This is a genomic window from Flavobacterium sp. N1719, from assembly GCF_025947045.1.
GTDB lineage: Bacteria > Bacteroidota > Bacteroidia > Flavobacteriales > Flavobacteriaceae > Flavobacterium > Flavobacterium stagni.
On record NZ_CP109993.1, the window covers coordinates 511,936 to 535,181 of the forward strand.

The window sequence follows — 23,246 nt, forward strand, 5'->3', positions numbered from 1 at the left end:
AGTATGCGAACGAAATCAATTTATCTCGGAGCATTATTGATGCTATTCACTGCATGTGAAAGAGACATCAATGAACTTAGTGAAGCAACCTATTCCAATAACCCCGATGTATTTCGAGACACGTTCAGTGCGGGTCTAAATTATGCAGCATTTGGCGGATCTAAATTGGATGCTTTTCAGGTAGACAGCGATGTAACGTATAATAATAGCGCAGCCTCCATGCGCATTGAAGTTCCAAACGTAAACGATCCACAAGGCGCTTATGCAGGCGGAACGTATTTCACCTCAACACCTCGGGATTTGTCTGGATATAATGTATTATCCTGTTGGATAAAAGCTTCACAGCCTGCCACAATCGATGTTTTGGGCTTTGGAAATGATTTGGGCGAAAACAAATACATGGTAAGTCTGAACAATGTTATTGTGAATACTAATTGGCGAAAAGTATACATTCCAATTCCGGATGCTGCTAAATTAAAAGCAGAACGAGGGATGTTTTATTACTCAGAAGGTCCTGAAAATGGGTTTGGCTATACCATTTGGATTGATGAAGTAAAATTTGAAAATCTTGGAACACTGGGTCAAGGTTATGGTTCTATCGAAAACGGTCAAAACAAAACCTTAAGCATAGAAACCAACGATGTGTATACCATCCAAAATATGGCGGCAACTTTTAACTTACCCAATGGTACGGACACCACAGTAGGATGTACTTCAAACTATTTTACCTTCTCTTCTTCAGCTTCAACTATTGCCAGCGTTGATGCTTTTGGAAAAGTAACCGCTTTAGGAACTGGTTCTGCTACTGTAAGTGCATCTTTAGGTAATTTAAACACCAATGGAAGTTTACAGATTACGGTTACTGGACCCGCTATTTTACCAACAAGTCCTGCACCTACGCCAACTGTGAACAGTGCAAACGTAATATCCATGTATAGCGACGCCTACACCAATGTACCTATTAATACTTGGAATACAGGTTGGCAATTCTCTACAGCACAACAAAGTTTTATCCAAATCGCAGGAAACAATACGATTCGTTATAAAAGTTTAAATTTTGTAGGAGTTGAATTTACCTCTCCTGTAATCAATGCCACCGCGATGACGACGTTCCACTTGGATATTTGGACACCTGATGCGGTGAATGCTGGAACTCAATTTAAAATTAAATTGGTTGATTTTGGTGCGAATGGCGTGTATTCTGGTGGTGATGACTCTGAACATGAAATCACTGTACCAGCAAGCTCATTGAGTTCTCAAAACTGGATCAGCTTAAACATCCCTTTATCATCGTTTACTGGTTTAACGAGTCGTGCGCATTTAGCCCAACTTATTTTCTCAGGAACTTTACCTAACGTCTTAGTAGATAATGTTTATTTCTTCCAAAATGCAACAGTGCCGAATACTTCAGCGCCTGTTCCAACGTTTAGTGCAGGAAATGTAATCTCGGTATTTAGTGATACTTATACTAACATTGCTGGCACTAATTTGAATCCGAACTGGGGTCAAAGCACCATCGTTTCCCAACAACAAATAAGTGGGAATAATACACTTAAATATACAGGATTGAACTACCAAGGCATTCAATTGGGCAGTAATCAAAACGTAAGCAGTATGGGTTTCTTACGACTGAATTATTGGACAGCAAATTCAACTTCATTGAAAGTGTACCTAATCAGTCCTGGGCCTGTGGAAACCGCCTACACTTTAACTGTTCCAACATCAGGATGGAATACGGTAGATATTCCTTTGAGTGCATTCAGCCCTGTCAATCTCTCGAATGTAATTCAATTAAAGTTTGACGGAAACGGTGATATCTACCTTGACAATATTCTATTTCACAATTAATAAAAATCTATGAAAAATAATATTTTATCCTTTTTGGTGCTTAGCCTAACAGCAGTTGTACTTTGGAGTTGTGAAACCGACAAATCACAACAATTGGAGAAAAAAAATTGGCAAATGGTGTGGAGTGATGAATTCAATGGTAATTCTGGTGAGGCACCCAATGCTGCCAACTGGACCTATGATATTGGAGCTTCTGGCTGGGGTAATCAAGAACTGCAGTACTATACCAGTCGCCCTGAAAATATTCAACAAGATGGAAACGGGAACTTGGTAATTACAGCCCGAAAAGAAAGTTACAATGGTGCGCCTTTTACTTCTGCACGTTTGAAATCACAAGGGTTACAAGAATTCAAGTATGGACGTGTTGAAGCCCGATTAAAAACGCCATACGGACCAGGTATTTGGCCAGCCTTTTGGATGTTGGGTTCCAATATTAATACTGTTTCATGGCCGCAATGTGGTGAAATTGACATCATGGAACTTAAAGGTCAGTTACCTTCAATCATCAGCGGTACACTTCATGGACCTGGATATTCTGCCGGTAACGCGATTACAAAATCGTATGGATTACAAAATGGAAGATTTGATAACGACTTTCATCTTTTTGCCGTGGAATGGAATGAATCATCCATTGACTTTTTTGTTGATGATTATATGTACCAACGGATTGATCGAAGCAAAGTGACAGGAGAATGGGTTTTTGACCAATCATTTTTCTTGATATTCAACATAGCCGTTGGTGGAAATTATGTGGGATTCCCTACCAACCAAACCCCTTTCCCACAAAAAATGACTATTGATTACGTACGAGTTTATAAACAACAATAAATTAATTTAAGGATATGAAAAAAATTACTACGCTATTGATTTGTTTCATTTGTAGTGTGGCTTTTGCCCAGCCTACAAATAACGCCCCTACACCTCCTAGTAGAAATCCAGGAGACGTGATTTCAATTTTTGGTGATGCTTACACCAATATTTCAGGTATTAATTACAATCCCTTTTGGGGCCAATCAGGAAGTGTAAATACTTCGTATGACCCAGGTACTGGTAATTTAGTTTTGGCTTATACCAATTTCAATTACCAAGGAACAGACTTTGCATCAAACCCGCAAAACGCCTCTGCTATGGAGTACTTGCATATTGACATTTGGACAAGTAATGCTACTGTCGTTAAAGTTTCTCCAATTGATAATAGTGGCTCAGGTGCCCCAGAGACATTGGTATCTATTCCTATTGTTAGTGGAGGTTGGAGCAGTGTTGATTTACCGAAAGCTGCTTTTACAGGCATGTCTTGGAATTCTGTATTTCAATTAAAATTTGATGGCCAAGCTGGAGTTTCTCCAAGTAACATTTACTTGGATAACATTTATTTTTGGAAAACAGCCGTAGCCGCTGGAAATGATGCAACTTTAAGTGATTTAAAAGTAGACGGGACAACTTTACCTTCTTTTAATCCAAGTGCCTTTACTTACAATTATGGAATCCCTGGTGGAAGTGCCGTACCTCAAATTACGAGTACAACCAAATCTGACCCTAATGCAACGGTAACCTCAATTGTGCAAGCCACTGCAGTTCCAGGAACTGCGACAGTACTAGTTACAGCAGCTAATGGTTCAACAACCGCAACATATACTATTAATTATTTTTATAACAGTCCGAGCACTGCCGCACCAGACCCAACCAGCACCAATGTAATTTCACTTTTTAGTGATGTATACACGAATGTAAATGTAGATACATGGAATACGGGCTGGAGTCAATCAGGATATGAACAAACGACTATTCAAGGAAACAATACAAAACGTTATTTCAACTTAGGATTTAATGGTATTGAAGCTACTTCTTCTCCAATAAATGCAGGGACAATGACTTATTTACACATTGATGTTTGGACGCCAAATATTACAACCTTAGGCATCAAATTAGTAAGTTTCTTAGGAGACGGTTTTCAAGGAGCAAACGGAGATACAGAAGCACAATTGAACATTCCTTTATCTTCTGGTGGATGGAATCAATTGCATATTCCATTGGCAGATTTCACTGCGGCGGGTATGACAAGTTTAAATGACATTAACCAATTTATTTTGGTAAGTACACCTTTTGGTTCAGGAATCTTATTTGTAGATAATTTCTACTTCACTACAAATCCATTAACCAACGACACACCATTGACAGCAGCTCCTACTCCAACGCACACCAACGTAATTTCATTATTTAGTAATGCGTATACAAACGTTAATGTGGACACTTGGAATACCGGTTGGAGTCAGTCTGGATATGAGCAAACAACCATTCAAGGAAATGACACCAAACGTTATTTCAATTTAGGTTTTAATGGTATTGAAACAACTACAACTCCTGTGAATGCGAGTGGCATGACTTACTTACACTTGGATGTATGGACACCAAACATTACCACATTAGGCGTAAAATTGGTGAGTTTCTTAGGTGATGGTTTCCAAGGAGCCAATGGCGATACCGAAGCACAAATCAATTTGCCGCTAACTTCAGGTTCATGGAATCAATTACATATCCCTTTGGCTGATTTTACAGCTGCCGGTATGACAAGTTTGAACGACATCAACCAATACATTTTAGTAAGTACTCCTTTTGGTTCAGGTACACTTTTCGTGGACAATGTATATTTTACAACCAATGCCTTGAGTGCTAACGAATTTACAACCAGCACTACTTTGGCTATTGCTCCCAATCCAATTGGACAAGGAGAAAACCTTCAGGTTTCTGAAAACTTTGAAGCAGTAACAGTATATGCTATCAATGGACAAAAAATCAAAAAAGTAACCGAGTCAACAGCAATCACAGCTGATTTACAAACTGGAATTTACTTCTTACAGTTTGAAATGGAGAACGGTACTACCCAAATTAAAAAACTCATTGTTCGATAAATCGTATTAGAACCGGTGTAAAAGCCGGTTCTTTTTTAATTATTTATGAAAAAATGTTTCATCACCCTAGGATTACTTCTAGCGAGTCTTTCCTATGCTCAAAAAAATACGGAGCAGAAGATTGACGCATTGCTACAAAAAATGACCTTAGAAGAAAAAGTGGGTCAGTTGAATCAATACACCAATGATGCCAATCCTACCGGACCTTTGGTTATTAATCCCAACAAAGAAAAAGAAATCAAAGAAGGGAAATTGGGCTCTATGCTCAATGTTATGGGAGCCGACCGTACGCGAAAATACCAAGAATTAGCCATGCAATCGCGCATGAAAATTCCGCTTTTATTTGGTTTAGATGTGATTCATGGTTATAAAATTACATTTCCCCTACCGTTAGCAGAAGCGGCGAGTTGGGATTTGCCTTTGATTGAGCAATCTGCTCGAATAGCCGCTACAGAAGCGGCAGCAAGTGGGGTGCATTGGACCTTTGCTCCTATGGTAGATATTGCTCGTGATCCACGTTGGGGACGCGTAATGGAAGGTGCGGGAGAAGATACTTTTTTAGGTTCTAAAATAGCCTATGCTCGTGTGAAAGGATTTCAAGGTAACCAACTTGGTGATGTGACGTCCGTAATGGCCTGCGCGAAACATTTTGTAGGATATGGTGCGGCCGTAGGTGGTCGTGATTATAACTCGGTTGACATGAGCAACCGTATGTTGTGGGAAACTTATTTACCGCCATTTAAAGCAACTGTTGATGCAGGTGTGGCCACATTCATGAATTCATTTAATGATTTGAACGGAATTCCAGCCACTGCAAATGCTTACTTACAGCGCGATATTTTAAAAGGAAAATGGAAATTTGATGGTTTTATCGTATCCGATTGGAGTTCGATAAACGAAATGATTGCTCATGGTTATGCTAAAGACAGTAAAGATGCTGCCGCCAAAGCCCTACTAGCAGGTAATGATATGGACATGGAAAGTAGTGCCTATCGCAATTATTTGGTCGAATTGGTTCGCGAAGGGAAAGTACCCGAAACGGTAGTTGATGATGCTGTTCGACGTATCCTGCGCAAGAAATTTGAATTGGGATTATTTGATAATCCATATAAATACTGTGATCTAAAACGACAAGAAAAAGCACTTAACAATCTAGAACACGCAAAAGTTGCGCGTGAAATGGCTGCAAAAAGTATTGTTTTGTTGAAGAATGAACAAAACATTCTTCCCCTTTCCAAGGATCTCAAAACCATTGCTTTCATCGGTCCGATGGTCAAACCCAAACGCAACAATCACGGTTTTTGGGCTGTAGATTTAAAAGAAGTGGATTCCAGTTACATTGTTTCACAATGGGAAGGTTTGGAGCGGAAAGTTGGTAAAAACACTAAATTATTATATGCCAAAGGATGCGACATTGAAGGAAACAACCGTTCTGGTTTTGAGGAGGCCATTGCTGTTGCTAAGCAATCGGATGTAGTGATTGTTAGTATTGGAGAACGCCATGATATGAGTGGTGAAGCCAAGAGTCGCAGCAACATTCATTTACCTGGGATTCAAGAAGAATTTATTCAAGAATTACAAAAAACAGGTAAACCCATTGTTATTTTAATTAATGCCGGTCGTCCTTTGATTTTCAATTGGATTGCCGACAATATGCCTACTATTGTGTATACGTGGTGGTTGGGTTCAGAGGCCGGAAATGCCATTGCCGATATCTTGTTTGGGGATTATAATCCCTCAGGGAAATTACCAATGACCTTTCCGAGAGACGAAGGTCAGATTCCGTTGTATTACAACCATTTTAGTACGGGTCGCCCATCTAAAGATGATAATGATGTGGTGTATAAATCCACCTACATTGACCTACCCAGCTCTCCAAAGTTTGCTTTTGGATATGGTTTAAGCTATACGACATTTTCCTATACTGATTTAAAATTATCATCGGATAAAATGAAATCCAATGAACAATTAAGCATTAGTTTTACATTGACTAATTCAGGAAAATACATGGGTGAAGAAGTGGTTCAATTGTATTTAAAAGATCGATTTGGATCCGTTGTACGTCCAGTAAAAGAGTTAAAAGGATTTCAGAAAGTAAAACTAAATCCAGGAGAACAAAAGACGATAACATTTACTATTGACAACGAACTGCTGTCGTTTTACAACGATCAATTGCAATGGATTTCTGAACCGGGAACTTTTGATATTATGATTGGAAGTTCTTCGCAAGACATTCGTTTGCAGAGTAGCTTTGAACTCATGCCAAACTAAAATTAATTTTACACGCTTTACTAAATTTATTAATTACAGAAACCGCCTTAAACAAGCGGTTTTTTTTGTTTAATAGGTTATGATTTGTGCAGTTTCGCGCGAGGGGTAGCAGTGGAAAGCCTGCTGACGACGCAGTAGGAGGCAGCTTGTAACGGATAACCCGACCCGGTTGCAGTCGTTAGGCCAGACCGGGACGCGCCCAAAAAAAGAAATAAAAAAAACCTCTCGTTGTGAGAGGTTTTGTACCCGGAGTGGGAATCGAACCCACACTCCTAAGAACACGAGTTTGAGTCGTGCGCGTCTACCAATTCCGCCATCCGGGCATGGATTTTAGTGTTTTGTGGGTGCAAATGTAATCAAAATTTAAAATAAACAATAAAAAAATACTTAAAAATATCCTTCCCTAGTCGAATTTAATTCCTAAATTTGCACCTCGAATTGCACAACACACACTAACTGACTACTAAACAACAAATTAAAAGCAATGTCACATCAAGAACCGGAAGCAAAGATATTTGCTTGTTCCCAAAGTGTACACCTTGCGGAGCAAATCGCCAAAAATTATGGCGTGCCGCTAGGTAAAGTTACGTTCTCAAAATTTAGCGACGGCGAGTTTCAACCGTCTTTCGAAGAGTCCATTCGTGGATTACGCGTTTTTATTGTTTGTTCGACTTTCCCGTCGGCAGACAATTTAATGGAGTTATTGTTAATGATTGATGCGGCAAAGCGTGCATCAGCCCGACACATTACTCCGGTAATACCCTATTTTGGCTACGCAAGACAAGACCGTAAAGACAAACCGAGAGTTCCTATAGGGGCAAAATTAATTGCCAAACTATTGGAAACGGCAGGAGCTACGCGAATCATGACCATGGATTTACATGCGGATCAGATTCAAGGCTTCTTTGAAAAACCAGTAGATCACTTATTTGCATCGACGATTTTCTTGCCGTATGTACAAAGTTTGAACCTAGAAAATCTCACCATTGCATCACCCGACATGGGCGGTTCGAAAAGAGCGTATGCTTATTCGAAATTTTTGACCTCGGATGTTGTGGTATGTTATAAGCAACGTAAAGCGGCTAACGTAATTGAAACGATGGAGTTGATTGGGGATGTAAGAGGTCGCAATGTGATTTTGGTAGACGACATGATCGATACCGGAGGAACATTGGCCAAAGCCGCTGATTTGATGATTGAACGTGGTGCTTTGAGTGTTCGCGCAATTTGTACTCATGCCATTCTTTCGGGAGAGGCGTATGAAAAAATTGAAAATTCGCAATTAAGTGAATTAATAGTTACCGATTCTATTCCGCTTAAAAAGGAATCGGCGAAAATAAAAGTGGTGAGTTGTGCGCCGTTATTTGCAGAAGTAATGCATATGGTACAGCATAACAATTCCATCAGCGGAAAATTTTTAATGTAAATAATTAATTAATTTATATAATGAAGTCAATTTCAATCAAAGGATCTGAAAGAGAAAGCGTAGGCAAAAAGGCAACGAAGGCCGTACGTGATGCTGGAATGGTTCCTTGCGTAATCTACGGAGGAGAACAACCAGTACACTTTCAAGCAGAAAGCAAAGCTTTCAAAAGTTTAGTTTACACTCCAGATGCGCACACAGTTGCGGTTGATTTAGGAGGAAAAGTGTATAACGTAATCTTACAAGATATCCAGTTTCACCCGGTATCTGATGCGATTTTACACATCGATTTCTACCAATTGAATGAGGAGAAAGAAATCGTAATGGAAGTTCCAGTTAAAATTACAGGTACTTCTCCAGGGGTACTTTTAGGAGGTGTTTTGAACTTAAACTTACGTCGTTTAAAAGTAAAAGCATTACCGAAAAACCTTCCTGATTATGTATATGCTGATATTTCAGAATTACAAATGGGGAACAAATTGTACGTTACTAAATTAGGTAACGAAAACTACAAATTAATGCACCCAGACAATACAGTAGTGTGTCAAGTGAAGATTTCACGTGCTGCAATGAAAGCCGCTCAAGAGGCTGCAAAAGCAGAAAAGGCAGCTGCAAAAGGAAAGAAAAAATAATCTTTTCAACTTATACAGAGAAAGCATCGGAGTTTCCGGTGCTTTTTTTTTGAATAGAAATTACTTTTTAAAGTACTTTTGTGGCCATGAATTGGTTTCATCAATTATTTCGCTCGACTACAACTCAAGAAAAAACAGATCCCATGAAAAAATACCTCATTATAGGGTTAGGTAATATTGGTGCCGAATATGTGAATACGCGCCACAATATAGGTTTCAAAATAGTTGATTTCTTAGCAAAAAAAGAAGGGGTGAGTTTTCAAACGGCCAAATTGGGCGACTTAGCCGAATTCAAAATCAAAGGCCGCACCGTATTGCTTTTAAAACCCAACACCTATATGAATTTAAGCGGCAAAGCGGTTAAATATTGGATGGATAAGGAAAATATCGCCAAGGAGAACATTTTGGTGATTACCGACGATTTAAACTTGTCCTTTGGCACCCTTCGTATTAAAGCCAAAGGAAGTGATGGCGGGCATAACGGACTCAAAAACATTCAGCTTTTATTGAATACTACTGAATATCCGCGCTTTCGATTTGGCATCAGTGATCAATTTAAAAAAGGGCAACAAGTGGATTATGTTTTGGGCGAATGGAATGAAGAAGAACAAGCCAAATTACCCGAAAGATATGAGACAAGTGCTGCAGCAATTCATTCATTTGTACTTGCCGGACTTGCTAACACTATGAATGAATTTAACGGAAAATAAAATCTACTTATAGAATAAAAAAAGCTCCCAATTTGGGAGCTTTTCTGTTTTATAGTGAGAAGAATTACTTAATTACAATCTTTCTAACTTCTTTCTTAGAACCATCTTTTACTGTAACTAGATAAACTCCAGCTTCAACAGTACCTAAATTTAATGACTCATCAAAAATACCATTGTTTGTATACGCTTTGTTGTATACTTCTCTTCCACGAATATCGTGAACCGTAACATTGATATCGTTAGATGCAGGATTAAATTTAACATTGAAAATACCATTGTTTGGATTCGGGTAAACTACAAATCCGTCTAGGTTGTAGGTATCATTGTTCAATTGAACTACGGCTGTACACACTTCAATTCCCCAGCTGTTTAAAGTTCCTGTATCTGTATTGTAAAAGTCAGCTGCATATAACGTCCAGTTTCCATTTGCTGCTAAATTATTAAAAGCTGACAAAGGACTAGAAGGCGCATAGGTACCTGTCATGTTAGCCACACAAGTAAATGCTGGCGATCCGTCACTTAAGGTTACGTTGAAATTGTCATTCGAACCACATGCTCTGTTCCAAACATTTACAAAAGTAGTTGTGTTAGGGTGAACCAATTGCAACACTAAGTCGTTTGGATAGGTATGTGATACATTCAAACTTACATTCACATCAGAAATGTTACCAGTTGCTGGTACATTAATCACACTGCTAACTGCTGCGCCTTGCGTATTCGCTCCTAACCCATCAGGGATGGCTACTGGAGTAGTATTGGTATACGTTGCACAAGTTGTAGTAATGGTATAACCTACAGAGAAATCTGTACTGTTAACGTTAAAGAAAATATTATTACTTGCTTTAACCATTAAACGACAATAAACCGCTGGAGTGGTTGGCATAACTACGTCTGCAGTACCGTCATTTGGCGTAGCCGATAATAAAGTTGTCCAAGTAGCTCCATTATCTGTAGTAATCAAGATGTCAACATTTGCACCACCAGTAATCGTATCTGTACTGTTTACAGCCCAAGTTACGGTTTGTGTTGAACCAACAGTATACGAAATACCACTAGTATTTTGTGAAGTTACCGTTAATGGGCCTTTTGTTCCATCTACAGTAATAGCAGCATTAGCTGTTCCTGTTTGAGCTACTTTTGTATTTGCAACATACGTTGCATTATCACGAACGGTTAATCTGAAATTCAATGTACGAGCTACAGAACTTAAAGCTTCTACCACAATGTTTCCAGTTCCAGAAGTAGTTTGACCACCATTAAACACAGTAGGTAAAACAGGACAATAACGAACTGGTGATGTTGAAGGCGCATAAGAAATCCAGTTTGGACCTCCTGCTTTCGTTGGTGAAGCCACACTGTTTGCTGCAGTATAAGACCCCGCTGAATCAACATTTACTTGTTCCCAGCTGTAGGTTAACGCGTCTCCGTCAGCATCTGTGCCCGAACCAATCAACATAAAAGGAGTACTTTTTGGAATAGTAAAATTTCCGCCTGCATTAGCTGTTGGAGTTGCATTTACCCCTGCTAATGGAGAAGAAACGGGACAAGTTTTTGTATTTAAATTGTTTTGAATTTGAGAAATTGACAAAACATGGTAAGTATCAATTGAGTGCATTGCAGCATTATAATTAGTAATACCTGCATACCCCATAATTGTAATACCAGAACCAACCTCAACATTATAACCCGAACCTTCATTAGCATGGGTAAAAGTATGGTTAGCGCCTAATTGGTGACCCACTTCGTGAACAACATAATCGATATCATAGGTATCTCCCTCAGGAATACCATCACCAGGAGAAGTATATCCACTACCTTTGTTTTTATCCGTAGTACTTGCTGTATCATCTGTACAAACACATCCAATACAACCGGCATTACCTCCACCACCAGAAGCACCAAACAAGTGACCAATATCATAAGCGGCATTATTTGCTGCCAATGTAGTACCTGTACCAGTTAAATTACCACTTAACGTATTTTGTAATTCTGCATTCCATGCTCCACCAGCTCCTGTTGCAGCAGCTGAATAGGGATCGGTTGCCGCATTGTAATAAATTACGTTAGTTGACTGAGCTACAATATTTAAATGTACTCCCAAATCTTTCTCGTAACAACCGTTGGCACGTGTTAAAGTAGCATTAAAAGCTGCTAAAACTAAATTTACTTGTGCAGCACTTGTAGCACCAAAATAGTTGGAATATTCAGCTGTACAAGATTGTGCCAAACGCATCGTTTTTAAAACACCATTGCTTGCTAAAGCAACATTTCCTGTATTGCGATTATTTGGTGCAGCAATACCACCGAATTCATCATTTACATCACACTTCCATGCGATAGCTTGACCATTGTTACTCTTGTTGTAAACAACATAAGTACTTCCATCAGCTGAGAAAGGCTCCATAAATTCACTTGTTGTACCCGCTCTGAAAACCACAGTTTTAATACCTTGTGGAGCAATACTTAATTTTAAGTAAGCCGATGGATCAACTGTACTTTTTCCAGAAAAAGCACGGATTTCAGGAAATTGTGCTTGTAATTCAGCGTCAAAGTTGGAAGCTTCATTCACAATAAAATCTTCCAATTTACCTTGAGAATTAGGTAAAGTAATTACACAGGTTGCCCCAGGTTGGTCAACAACTGTAAACAATTTTGATTTAATTTGGTTGAAGTTCAAAGTATACAAATCATACTGCGTAGGAAATGTACTTCTGAACGTTCCTTTGGCTCTTTCAATATCTGCACGCTTTTCAGCAGGAGACCAATATCTACCTGTTTGTGCATTGGCAGTAGCCAAACCCAAGAAAATTACAGAAAGTAGTAAACTTTTTTTCATTTTAATTAGATTGGTTATAATAGCTAACAAATATATAAGTTTTTTGCTGAAATTTTGTTAATTCAGCCCATTTGTAAATACATTAGTTTTTAATTCTAAAAATACCCTACCTTTGGAGCCATCGTTTTGAAGATTTGGAAACCTTTTTTAACATAGCAGAATTCCCAACATCCAAAGGCACTGTCGTGACTTTAGGCACATTTGACGGTGTGCATTTAGGACATCAAAAAATAATTAAAAAACTTACGGAATCTGCTCAAAAAATGGCGCTAAAAAGTTTAGTGCTTACATTTCACCCACATCCAAGAACCGTATTACAAGACTCCTCTTCTCTACAACTTTTAAATACTATTGAAGAAAAAAAAGTTTTGTTAGCCCATCAAAATATTGATATCTTGGTCATTCATCCTTTTGATAAAGAATTTTCGCGACTCACTGCAGAAGAATTTGTTGTGGATGTTTTGGTAAAAAAATTTAATGTAAAAAAAATCATTATTGGTTATGATCATCGATTTGGCCGCAATCGCACAGCAACCATTGAAGACTTAATTCATTTTGGAGCTGTACACGGATTTGAAGTTGAACAGATTTCTGCAGAAGAAATAAATGAAATCACCATTAGTTCTACTAAAATTCGTGAAGCCCTTCACCAAGGCAACATCAAAGTTGCCAATGACTATTTGGGATACAATTACACTTTGAGTGGAACAGTTGTTCAAGGTCAACAAATTGGACGAACAATTGGTTTTCCAACAGCGAATATAGCGATAGAGACTACTGAAAAATTAATTCCGTGCAACGGAGTGTATATTGCTTTTGCCCATATCGATAATAAGAAGTACGAAGGTGTAATGAATATCGGTAATCGACCTACTGTCAACGGTCAATCCCAAAGTATCGAAATTCATTTATTTGACTTTAACACTTCAATTTATGGTGAAAAAATCACGCTTGAATTGATTGAATACATTCGCCCAGAACAAAAATTTGAAGACCTCAACGCGCTTAAGTTACAGATAGCCAAAGACAAACAAATAGCCACCGACTACTTTTTAGACGCTCAGTCATAATATTGCAAAACCAAAGGAATTCGTTACCTTTGAAATTCTTAAAACCCTTCACATATGAGTGAAATTAGACATAATTGGACCAAGGAAGAAATTATTGCTATTTACAACAAACCTTTAATGGATTTGTTATTTGAAGCAGCATCCATACACCGTTTACATCATGACCCAAATGTGGTTCAGGTGTCAACGCTTTTATCAATTAAAACAGGTGGCTGCCCAGAAGACTGTGGCTATTGTCCACAAGCGGCACGCTACCATACCGATATTGAAGGAAACGATTTAATGTCGGTAAACCAAGTGAAAGCACAAGCTTTACGAGCTAAAGCCTCAGGTTCCTCTCGTGTTTGTATGGGAGCCGCTTGGCGAAATGTGAAAGACGGACCTGAATTTGACCAAGTGTTAGAAATGGTACGCACCATCAATAAACTAGATATGGAAGTGTGTTGTACGCTAGGTATGTTAACTGAAAACCAAGCACAACGTTTGGCTGAAGCAGGATTATATGCCTACAACCATAATCTCGATACTTCTGAAGAATATTATAAAGAAGTAATTTCTACCCGCGGATTTGAAGACCGAATTCAAACCATTGAGAATGTTCGCAAAACGAATGTTACCGTATGTAGTGGAGGAATCATCGGAATGGGAGAAAGTGTTGAAGACCGTGCCGGAATGTTAGTGGCATTAGCTACGCTAGATCCACAACCTGAATCGGTGCCAATTAACGCACTAGTAGCTGTAGAAGGTACGCCAATGGAAAACGAAAAACCCGTTGAAATTTGGGAAATGATCCGCATGGTAGCCACTACCCGTATTGTGATGCCCGAAACGCAAGTCCGTTTGTCTGCGGGTCGAACAGAAATGTCACGTGAAGGACAAGCCATGTGTTTCTTTGCAGGAGCCAATTCAATCTTTGCGGGTGACAAGTTATTGACTACACCTAATCCAGATGTAAACGAAGACATGAAAATGTTTGAACTACTTGGATTGCAACCCCAAAAACCGTTCATCAAATTGATGCAGCCCAAAACGGTTGAAGCAGAAGATTCACAGTTCCAACCCTTAGGAGAAAAACCAAAATGGTCACGTCCAGGACATAGTATTGAACGTAATGTGAAAGCTTCAATTAAAGGAAAATAAAAACTATTTTACTTCATAAAAAAAGTCCCGACAACATCGGGACTTTTTTATTACTTATTATTGAAATTACAATTGCACTTTTCGAGTAACAACAATTCCACTTTCTAATTGTATTTTCACGACTACGGTTTGGTGAGCAACTTCTAAAGAAGGAGTGGCAAGGGTAGTTGTATCATTCCCTTTAACCAAACAAAGCGTTCGTCCTAAAACATCCATCACGTGCATTTCTTGAATAGGCTCTTCTGCAGATTGCGCAGTAATTACTTGATTTTTTACTGCAGTAATCACTGTTTGTGATGATGTAAAATCAGTATTGTTTAAACTTGAACCTGGGGTATTGAAACGCAACACGAAACGATTATTATACACACCTTGAGGCAAGGTAAATGTAAACGGACTTGCTTTTAAATCATGGAAATGACCCGTCACTTTATCTTCAATGTAAATAGCTTGCTGACCCGCAAATAAACCATCGGTTTTGTAAATAGCCAATTGATAAGTGCCGTTTGTATTCACATTAACTCCTAAAGGAATTCGATCATTACTATTAAAAGGCAATCCTTTTCCTTGAATAGAAAACGGTTCATCTTGAATCATCGAATAAACGCTCAAATCACCAGTTACTTTTGAAATACAATCATACAATTGATCACGACCATTGGTGGCATTGGTGGCATAGCCTACGAGTGTACGATCTTTGGATCCTGTATTTGTGTTCACAATATCCAACCAAATTCGGTGCTTCTGATTTTGCATCCAATTCGAACGGAAGAAATCCGTGTTATCATACGATAAAATTGAAGCATCAGCGCGAAGATTATTGGTAAAAGTTAACGTATTAGGTGTCGCCGCAGCATGCAACATATTCACCATAAACCCTTGTCCAGAAGCGATTTTACCCGCAAATGTATCGGGCTCTGTCGAACCTAACCCGTTGTATTTGATGTAATCTGAAGTCGGATTATAATTGTATTGGTAGTTATTGTAAAACGGACTTGTAGATGAAGTCGGATTCAATCCATGCTTCCAAACCCAAATCGATCCTTCAATAACCGATTGGTTGAGTACCAAAAACTCCTCAGCATCAATAGCTGAAGGATACGGATTTCCTACTAAATTCCAGTTGTCATCGTATCTCGTTGTTAAGGCATTGGTAGCATTCGTTAAATCTGCATCATAATCGGCTCCATCATAATTCCCACGACTAATCGGTAATGTCAGTTGACCGTTATTGGGTTTACCTGTAAATGTAGCTGATAAAGCTACAGCTGTTGTTGAATTATTGGACGCTCTAGCGATATACCCTTTTCCTTTCACCATAGAACCTGAGGCACTATTCCAATTCCCTTGTGTTCCATTGGTGTTGGCGTAAGTCGGATTCCAGAAATAATGGTAATCGGTAGGCAAGTTAGTTACCGTGTAATTCTCCGTTGGCGCACTCCAATAAATATAGTCATAATGCTTTGCTTGTGCTGTTCGTGTCAAACGGAATCTTGTTCCCGAGTAATCCCCGTCATTGGTGTCGGTTTCATCTACTTGTACCAATTGCCCTGAATTGTTTATGATAATATCTCCATTGTTGGTTAGTTTCTTGTAAGCAAACACATGATCGCCCGTACCAATGGTCAATATTTTATTGATTTTCAATTCTAAATTACCTTTGGCATACAAATTATTAGAAACTGCAGTATTAAAGTCGTTATCTAAAACCACATTGAAAAACTGCTCTACATTGGTATGCACATTGGAGTTAATCACTTGTGTTGCACTTCCTACAAAATGAACGGTACCATTTCCTTCTTCAAAAGCGGCATTCGAAATTGAATTCGTCCAATTCCCATACAAATACAATTGACCATCATTTGTAGCTGAATTGGAATCATCCATATCAACTATTCCAGTTGAGCTTATTGATAAATTACCATGTACTTCCAATTTATTCAAAACATTTCCTTGAATTTGAACTTTACGCCCAGAAACCGTTAAATCTTTACATTTTGCCAAATCTGAAAAAGTATCCGAATTAGCTGCAGTATAATCGACTACGGCATCATTAACAGCCGTATTATCAATTACCACGTCTGTTAATTCATCAGGAATTGTAAGCAAACTCCAGTTATTACAGTCAAACCAATTGGTATTGGCTGAACCATTCCATTTGTTAAATGGATCTGAAGCGTTAATTACAAAAGGTGAAGGTGAAGGACAAGTCCCGAAACTACTCGTCCAATTGGTGGAATAATTTACAATATTTCCGATCAAATAGGCTCTATTTCCTACAGTATACGTGGCTGTCGGAGATACCGTATAACTACGAGCATAAGTACCTGTCGTTGTATTTGCTTGCAATGAAGCACATTCCAATGCAGGGTGTTTTCTAGATCTACGAAGATTAGCAGATGGAGTAACCACACCACTTAAATCATCCGCTAAAGTATACCACAAACCACCATCTTGAACACCCGACAATACTGTACCTGTAAATGTTGAGCCCGAAGCATTATATGTAAAATAGCCTTGCATCAAAAACATGGAATCTGGATTTGATGTTGATACATTTACAGAAGTATGACTCAATAGAGAATTTCCATCCGCTGATTTCCCACTAATTGTAAATGTTGTATACGTTGTTCCTGATGGCGAAACACAAGAAATAACGGTTGCTGTTCCGCCGTTATCGGTTGTGATACAAAAAACAGAACCGGCAGGTATAGGTGTAGCACCATTGTATGTAAATTCTAAATAGGGTACATTTCCTGTAGGAGCGATATCTGCGCGGCATTCATACCATTTATCGGTTCTTACATTGGCGGCTGGTGAGCCTCCTGTTTCATAAGTTGCATTAGTCCATAAAAAGCTAGTGCCTGGATTTACATCAACTAATGTAACTAAACGTATATCATCATCTCCTCCCGCTGCATTATTGTTATAAGCAATCAATAACAAATCCCCTGTTTTAAAAACCGTAGGCACTATGTTTTGTGGTGTACAACTTACTTCTACGCCTGTGCTCCATTGGGTTCCAAAGCGAACAAAAATTTCGACATAGTAGGTTACTCCATTGGTTAATCCTGTTATGTTCACATTATTTCCACTGGAAGCATAAACCACTTGGTTAAAAGCTGTAAATGCTGGATTCGCGGTATAGGCACTTCCATCCCCTGAGGGAGTAAAGGTAATACCCGCTGCACTGGTTACAACAACTAACACTTGATCATAACAAATGGCGTTTGGATTCACCCAGCCAATCAATCCAGTGGTATTCCCAGCTGTTGACGAAGCACTAGTGACGTTATTAAGTCCGATCACTTGTGTAGTCGTGCGTGATGTTGTGGAATAGACTGAGTTAGTCGGACCGTTATTTCTAAAAGTATAAATTTCAAAAACATAGGTAGCACCTGTCGTCAAACCTGTAATCGTAGCCGTAGTACCCGTTCCAATATAAATTACGCGCGATAAGGGTGCTGTACTTCCATAAGTAGGAGCCAACGAAAAATCAGTATTAAAAGTTTGAGAAGAAGCCACTAGCGAAGTAATCGCATGCGGATTTAAACCGCCTTGACGGGCAACCACTATATAACCATCATAAGACCCGGAAGCTGGCGCCGTCCAATTCAAGACTTGCGTAGTATTGGTTGTACAACCTTTGGTAAAACTCGCAGGCACTAAAGGTGCAGAAGGCGCAATTGTTTGTGTACCACCTGCAGTCGTAGTTCCCGTTTTTGTCCCTAAAGAGAAAATTAAATTCGCCGTAGTAACTGCATTCAAAGAAATCGTATTCCCAACTACAGCGGTTCCAGAAACATCTGCGGTAATGAAAATATAACCTGTTGTACCGCCTGTTATCGACTGTGCAGTAAAAGCAGGAAATGTCTTGGTTCCTGCCCCACCAGGAGTGGTTAACGTACTTAACGTCACATCAGCAGCATCTAAAATATTATCAACTGAATATCGCACTTTTAAATTCACAATATCCGCAGAAACATAAGTACCCGCAGTTACCACGTTGGCAATACCTTGTAGATTGGTAGTTACCGTCGGACTCACTTGAAATTTAAAAATTACATGATCCAATGTTGCTTGAGGGACAAAAGCAGCGGTTACTTGTGTTCCTAAATCGGCAATGGTATTTATCGCATTCACAACAGACAATGTTGCCGCTGTTGAATTCACCGCAGCACATGGAGCCGTTCCACTTACTACACAACGGTATTGGTATCCATTCATCGCAAAGGTTGCCCCAGTAATGTTCATGGTTGCGGTAGTTACTGTAGTATAAACACCGGTATTGGTTAAGTTGGTCCATGTAGCACCACTATCTGTGGATACTTGCCATTGGTATGCGGTTGCATTTGAAGTAATAACCGAAAAAGTAGTGTTTTGTGCAGCGGCTATCGATTGATTCGATGGCTGAATAGTAATTGTTGGCGCTGGATTTATCACCACAGCATACGGCCCAACTGCAGTAGTTGACCAACACCCCGAACCCGAGGTTGGATCATAAGCACGTACAAAGTAACTTCCAGAAGTAGTCACCGCTAAAGTTGAAGCCGCATTATTGGCTGTAGATATTCCTGTTGCTGTGGTTTGCCAATAGTTCACCACTGGTGCAGTAGCCGTACCCGTATACGTCAATGTTGTGGACGAACATGCGGGTGTAGTCCCTGTAATAGAACCTGAAGGATTAGTTGGTGGAGTACAGGGAGAGACAAAAGTGGCCGCTATATTCAAATCATCAATTGCTAAACCATGACTATTTGTAGCCGATTTTGTCCATCGTAACCAAATTTCTTCGCCGGGAGCTAATGTAATCGTAATTGTGGAAGACTTTGCAGCTTGATTAGCTGGTAACGTCCCGTCAATAGCTGCTGCTGCTCCAGTACTTAAATTTCCAAAATCTAAATTTGTATCTGCTGTCCAAGTACCCGTTGCCAATGCTGTAGCTCCTTTTTGGTATTCAAAAACTAATGCTTGAGTCGTAGTGTTTACACGCCAATGTTCCCCCGTAAAATTTATGGTTAAAGAAGTAATACTCTGAACAGGATCGTTATTTTTGATTCGAACTGCAAAACGATGTGTTGTAGCAGTAGATATTGCACCCAAAGCTCTATCTGTTGCTAAGCTAGCACCAAAACTATAGACATTATTCGCATTGTTTGAACCTGTATTGATCCCATAAGTTGTACCATTTTTAGTACTGTACCAACCAACAAGCGGCGTGGTGTTGTCTGTCCATGTTGGAGTACCTGTATTTGCCAACGTATTAAAGTTTTCAAAATAGGTTGGTGCTCCAGCCGTTAAATTTACTTGGGAATACGAAGTAAATTTTAAAAGTAGTAGTACAACTAAAATTACTCTTTTGAGTATCATAGAATTTAATTTTTTTCCAGCTTACAAAATTACATCCAAATCACAGAATTTCAATAGTTTTGTATTACTAAATTATTAACAATTTAACACTCATTTTTTTACGTTTTGGCCTCAAATTCAGCACTTTCCCCGAAAGAAGTTCGCTCCAAAATGGAGCACTATTGCGCCTATCAGGAACGCTGTCATGCAGAAGTCCAGCAAAAGCTGAAAGAATACGCAATTTCGACCGCTGAAAAAGACGAAATTATTGTCTCTCTCTTGCAAAACAATTATTTAAACGAAGAGCGATTTGCCTTGTTATTTGCCGTAAGTAAATTCCATCAAAAAAAATGGGGAAAAGTGCGTATTAAAAACGAACTCAAAGCGCGCCAAATCTCAGATTTTCTCATTCAGAAAGCGTTGAAAGAAATCAACCCTGAGGAATATGAAGTAACCTTTGAACAACTCGCGGCTTTTCAATGGGAGCAAATTCGTGAAACCAATGCCCTAAAAAAGAAAAAGAAATTTTGTGATTACCTATTGCGAAAAGGGTGGGAAAATGATCGGGTTTTTGAAAAAGCCCATGAATTCGAAAAAAACGCCCCCGAATTATAGCGAAATCAATAGCGATACCGCATTTCCTCCAAAACCTACTGCATTCACCAAAATGTTTTTCATCGGTTTTGGGAGGGAAATTGAAAATCCAAAAGGAGTTCCGAAAAAAGTTTGTTCCTGCAACATCAACACAGCCAACTCCAAACTCAAGATCCCCGATGACCCAAAAGTGTGACCGATTTTCCATTTATTTGTCGTCAATAACGGCAAATTATCACCAAATACTTTTTGAATCGCTTTGTATTCCGACAAATCACCTTTGATGGTTCCCGGCGCATGCATTACAATGGCATCAATAGCAGATAATGGCAAATCTCCCATCGCCATTGTCATCGATTTTTGAAAACAAACCGCCTCATCCGATATGGAAATATTGTGTTCCAATTCATCCGTAGCATAACCCAAACCTGTGATATAAGCCAATGCATTTTCGGTATCGCGCTCCAAAGCCACTACACCTGCCCCCTCACCCAACACCATGGTATTGCGTAGTTTATCCAAATCCATGGCCTTGCATGGATAGCCTTCGGTTTCACGAGAATAAATTTTTAAGGCTTGCATTTGGGCTAAGGTAAAAGGAGTCAAAGGGGCTTCACTCCCACCTGCAATAAATCGATTGGCCATTCCTGCTTCCAACCAAGCCACGGCATTTAAAATAGCATGCAAGGCAGTCGAACAGGTGATGGAATGGGATAATTCGGGTCCGGCCGACTTTAAATCGTGGGCAACCCAACTCGACAAATTGCCCAAAGTGGTGGTGGGCGAACTCAAGGTTGCCGTTTTGCCTGTGGTGATAAACTCGTGATGAAATTGTTCGAACAACTGCGTAGCCCCGCGCGACGAACCGATATTGATACCAATCGCATCGCCCGCTTGCCAACCGGCTTGTGCTACGGCACGCCGACTCACATCCAACGCCATAATCACCGAAGGATCCAAGTTTTTGTACTTCGCCTCCGAGAGTCGAATAGCCGCTAAACGTGCTTGATCGGATTCCATTAAAGGAGCCACCCAATACTCTTGCGCCCCAATACGCATTTTTTGAATCGCGGTGGCTTTAGAAGTATACGCCTCACGAATAGTCCGGACATCCGAACTCAAAGGCGATACGGTTGCTAATGCAGTAATGGAAATACGGTGTTTCACAAGTGATTATTAAGATTGCAAAGTTAGTCTATTTCAAGCGCGCGTTCCACCACTTCATACACTTTTTCCAATTGTGCATCGGTCATGATATACGGCGGCAAAATATAGACGATATTCCCCACAGGGCGCAAAATCACGCCATTCTCAATAAAATAGTGATACAAGCGATTCCGGAAATTTCCATAATAACTTTCCACGCCTTCACGAGCAATCTCCAACGCAAAAATAACACCCAAAACCCGCGTCGTTTTTACCCGAGGATGCGCGTTCATTTTTTCGGCGAAAGCCAAATGATGCGTATGAATTCGTTGAATATTAGCTTGCATTGCATCCGATTCCAACAATCCAATACTGGCCAACGCCGCTGCACAACCCGTCGGATTCGCCGTAAACGTATGTCCGTGAAACAAGGCTTTGTTGACATCCGTGTCCAAAAATCCGTCAAAGATTTCTTGGGTAAACGAGGTAATCGCCATCGGAATCGTGCCGCCTGTTAACGCTTTAGACAAGCACAACATATCGGGTTGTTCCGTTAAATAGTCGCAAGCCAAGTTCTTTCCCGTTTTTCCAAAACCCGTCATCACTTCATCAGCAATTGTAAACACGCCGTATTTGCGACATAACACTATCATTTTATCCAAAACTTCAGCACTATACATCACCATTCCCGCAGCGCCTTGGCACAAGGGCTCGAAGATAAAAGCAGCAAATTCGCCCGTTTGTAATTGCTCTTCCAACACTTGTAATGCATGCGCTTCTTGCCCATCGACAGGCACCGGAATGCGGTACACATCGACCAGCGATCCCTGAAATGCTTCCGTAAAAAAGGTAATGCCACTCGAAGCCATCGCTCCAAAAGTATCCCCGTGAAAAGCATCTTCAAAGGCAAGGATACGGCGTCGAACTTCCTTTTTGTTATAAAAAAACTGCATAGCCGCTTTGAGGGCGACTTCTACTGCAGTCGAACCGTTGTCGGAAAAGAATAATTTCTTTTGATTGGAAGGCAACAATGCAAGTAATTTTTCCGCCAATTCCACCGCAGGTTTATTCGTAAAACCCCCAAACAATACATGTTCGAGTGTGGTCAATTGCTTGTAAATCGCTTCCGCCATCACGGGATTGGAATGCCCATAGGGATTCACCCACCACGATGCAATCGCATCCAAATATTCTTTGCCGTTTTCATCCCACAACACCGCACCTTGCCCTTTGACAAGGGCAGGTAACAAACCTACCGTTTGGTGTTGCGTATACGGATGCCAGTTGTACAGCTGATCTTTTTCAGATAAATTCATAT

14 protein-coding genes and 1 tRNA gene are annotated in these 23,246 nt (G+C 39.7%); 10 read left to right on the forward strand and 5 right to left on the reverse strand.

Annotated features, from left to right (window positions below; all coding sequences use genetic code 11):
• Positions 1–3: 3 nt before the first annotated feature.
• From OLM45_RS01980 to OLM45_RS01995, 4 genes are read left to right on the forward strand one after another with little or no spacing between them, the layout of a single operon-like run.
• Positions 4–1,848: an Ig-like domain-containing protein gene (locus tag OLM45_RS01980; protein WP_264511515.1), complete on the forward strand. Its 1,845-nt coding sequence runs from the start codon at positions 4–6 to the stop codon at positions 1,846–1,848.
• A gap of 9 nt (positions 1,849–1,857) precedes the next feature.
• Positions 1,858–2,676: a glycoside hydrolase family 16 protein gene (locus OLM45_RS01985; protein WP_264511516.1), complete on the forward strand. Its 819-nt coding sequence runs from the start codon at positions 1,858–1,860 to the stop codon at positions 2,674–2,676.
• Between the two features lie 14 nt (positions 2,677–2,690).
• Positions 2,691–4,757, forward strand: coding sequence for a T9SS type A sorting domain-containing protein (locus tag OLM45_RS01990; protein ID WP_264511517.1), 2,067 nt, complete (start codon positions 2,691–2,693; stop codon positions 4,755–4,757).
• Between the two features lie 45 nt (positions 4,758–4,802).
• Positions 4,803–7,028, forward strand: coding sequence for a glycoside hydrolase family 3 N-terminal domain-containing protein (locus tag OLM45_RS01995; protein ID WP_264511518.1), 2,226 nt, complete (start codon positions 4,803–4,805; stop codon positions 7,026–7,028).
• A 243-nt stretch (positions 7,029–7,271) separates the two neighbouring features.
• Here the strand turns inward: OLM45_RS01995 and OLM45_RS02000 are convergent.
• A tRNA-Leu gene (locus tag OLM45_RS02000) sits at positions 7,272–7,351 on the reverse strand.
• A gap of 161 nt (positions 7,352–7,512) precedes the next feature.
• Between OLM45_RS02000 and OLM45_RS02005 the strand changes: the two genes are divergently transcribed.
• The 3 genes from OLM45_RS02005 (at position 7,513) to pth (ending at position 9,793) form a co-directional block, all read left to right on the forward strand.
• Positions 7,513–8,454, forward strand: coding sequence for a ribose-phosphate pyrophosphokinase (locus tag OLM45_RS02005; RefSeq protein WP_129460509.1), 942 nt, complete (start codon positions 7,513–7,515; stop codon positions 8,452–8,454).
• 20 nt (positions 8,455–8,474) lie between these two features.
• Positions 8,475–9,083 (forward strand): 50S ribosomal protein L25/general stress protein Ctc, encoded by a 609-nt coding sequence (locus tag OLM45_RS02010; protein WP_264511519.1) that lies wholly within the window; start codon positions 8,475–8,477, stop codon positions 9,081–9,083.
• Between the two features lie 143 nt (positions 9,084–9,226).
• On the forward strand, positions 9,227–9,793 hold the full coding sequence (gene pth, locus OLM45_RS02015; RefSeq protein ID WP_264511520.1) for an aminoacyl-tRNA hydrolase: 567 nt from the start codon (positions 9,227–9,229) through the stop codon (positions 9,791–9,793).
• Positions 9,794–9,857: 64 nt separating this feature from the next.
• Here pth and OLM45_RS02020 read toward each other — a convergent pair whose 3' ends face one another.
• Complete coding sequence (locus tag OLM45_RS02020) at positions 9,858–12,629, reverse strand: reprolysin-like metallopeptidase (protein WP_264511522.1); 2,772 nt, start codon at positions 12,627–12,629, stop codon at positions 9,858–9,860.
• Positions 12,630–12,763: 134 nt separating this feature from the next.
• Between OLM45_RS02020 and OLM45_RS02025 the strand changes: the two genes are divergently transcribed.
• Together OLM45_RS02025 and bioB are read left to right on the forward strand one after the other, a co-directional pair.
• Positions 12,764–13,699, forward strand: coding sequence for a bifunctional riboflavin kinase/FAD synthetase (locus OLM45_RS02025; RefSeq protein ID WP_264511524.1), 936 nt, complete (start codon positions 12,764–12,766; stop codon positions 13,697–13,699).
• A gap of 54 nt (positions 13,700–13,753) precedes the next feature.
• The gene (gene bioB, locus OLM45_RS02030) at positions 13,754–14,839 is read left to right on the forward strand and encodes a biotin synthase BioB (protein WP_264511526.1); all 1,086 of its coding nucleotides are present in this window, start codon (positions 13,754–13,756) and stop codon (positions 14,837–14,839) included.
• Between the two features lie 66 nt (positions 14,840–14,905).
• Here bioB and OLM45_RS02035 read toward each other — a convergent pair whose 3' ends face one another.
• A complete protein-coding gene (locus OLM45_RS02035; protein WP_264511528.1) occupies positions 14,906–20,209 on the reverse strand; it encodes a hypothetical protein in 5,304 nt (1,767 codons plus the stop codon).
• Positions 20,210–20,359: 150 nt separating this feature from the next.
• Here OLM45_RS02035 and OLM45_RS02040 point away from each other — a divergent pair, with 150 nt between their 5' ends.
• Positions 20,360–20,803 carry a regulatory protein RecX gene (locus OLM45_RS02040; RefSeq protein ID WP_264511531.1) on the forward strand — a complete coding sequence of 148 codons (444 nt, stop codon included), beginning with the start codon at positions 20,360–20,362 and terminating at the stop codon, positions 20,801–20,803.
• Here the strand turns inward: OLM45_RS02040 and OLM45_RS02045 are convergent.
• Together OLM45_RS02045 and bioA are read right to left on the reverse strand one after the other, a co-directional pair.
• Positions 20,798–21,949, reverse strand: coding sequence for a beta-ketoacyl synthase N-terminal-like domain-containing protein (locus tag OLM45_RS02045; RefSeq protein WP_264511533.1), 1,152 nt, complete (start codon positions 21,947–21,949; stop codon positions 20,798–20,800). The genes OLM45_RS02040 and OLM45_RS02045 overlap by 6 nt on opposite strands.
• 23 nt (positions 21,950–21,972) lie before the next feature.
• Positions 21,973–23,244, reverse strand: a complete 1,272-nt coding sequence (bioA, locus tag OLM45_RS02050) for an adenosylmethionine--8-amino-7-oxononanoate transaminase (RefSeq protein ID WP_264511535.1) — start codon at positions 23,242–23,244, stop codon at positions 21,973–21,975.
• Positions 23,245–23,246 lie beyond the last annotated feature (2 nt).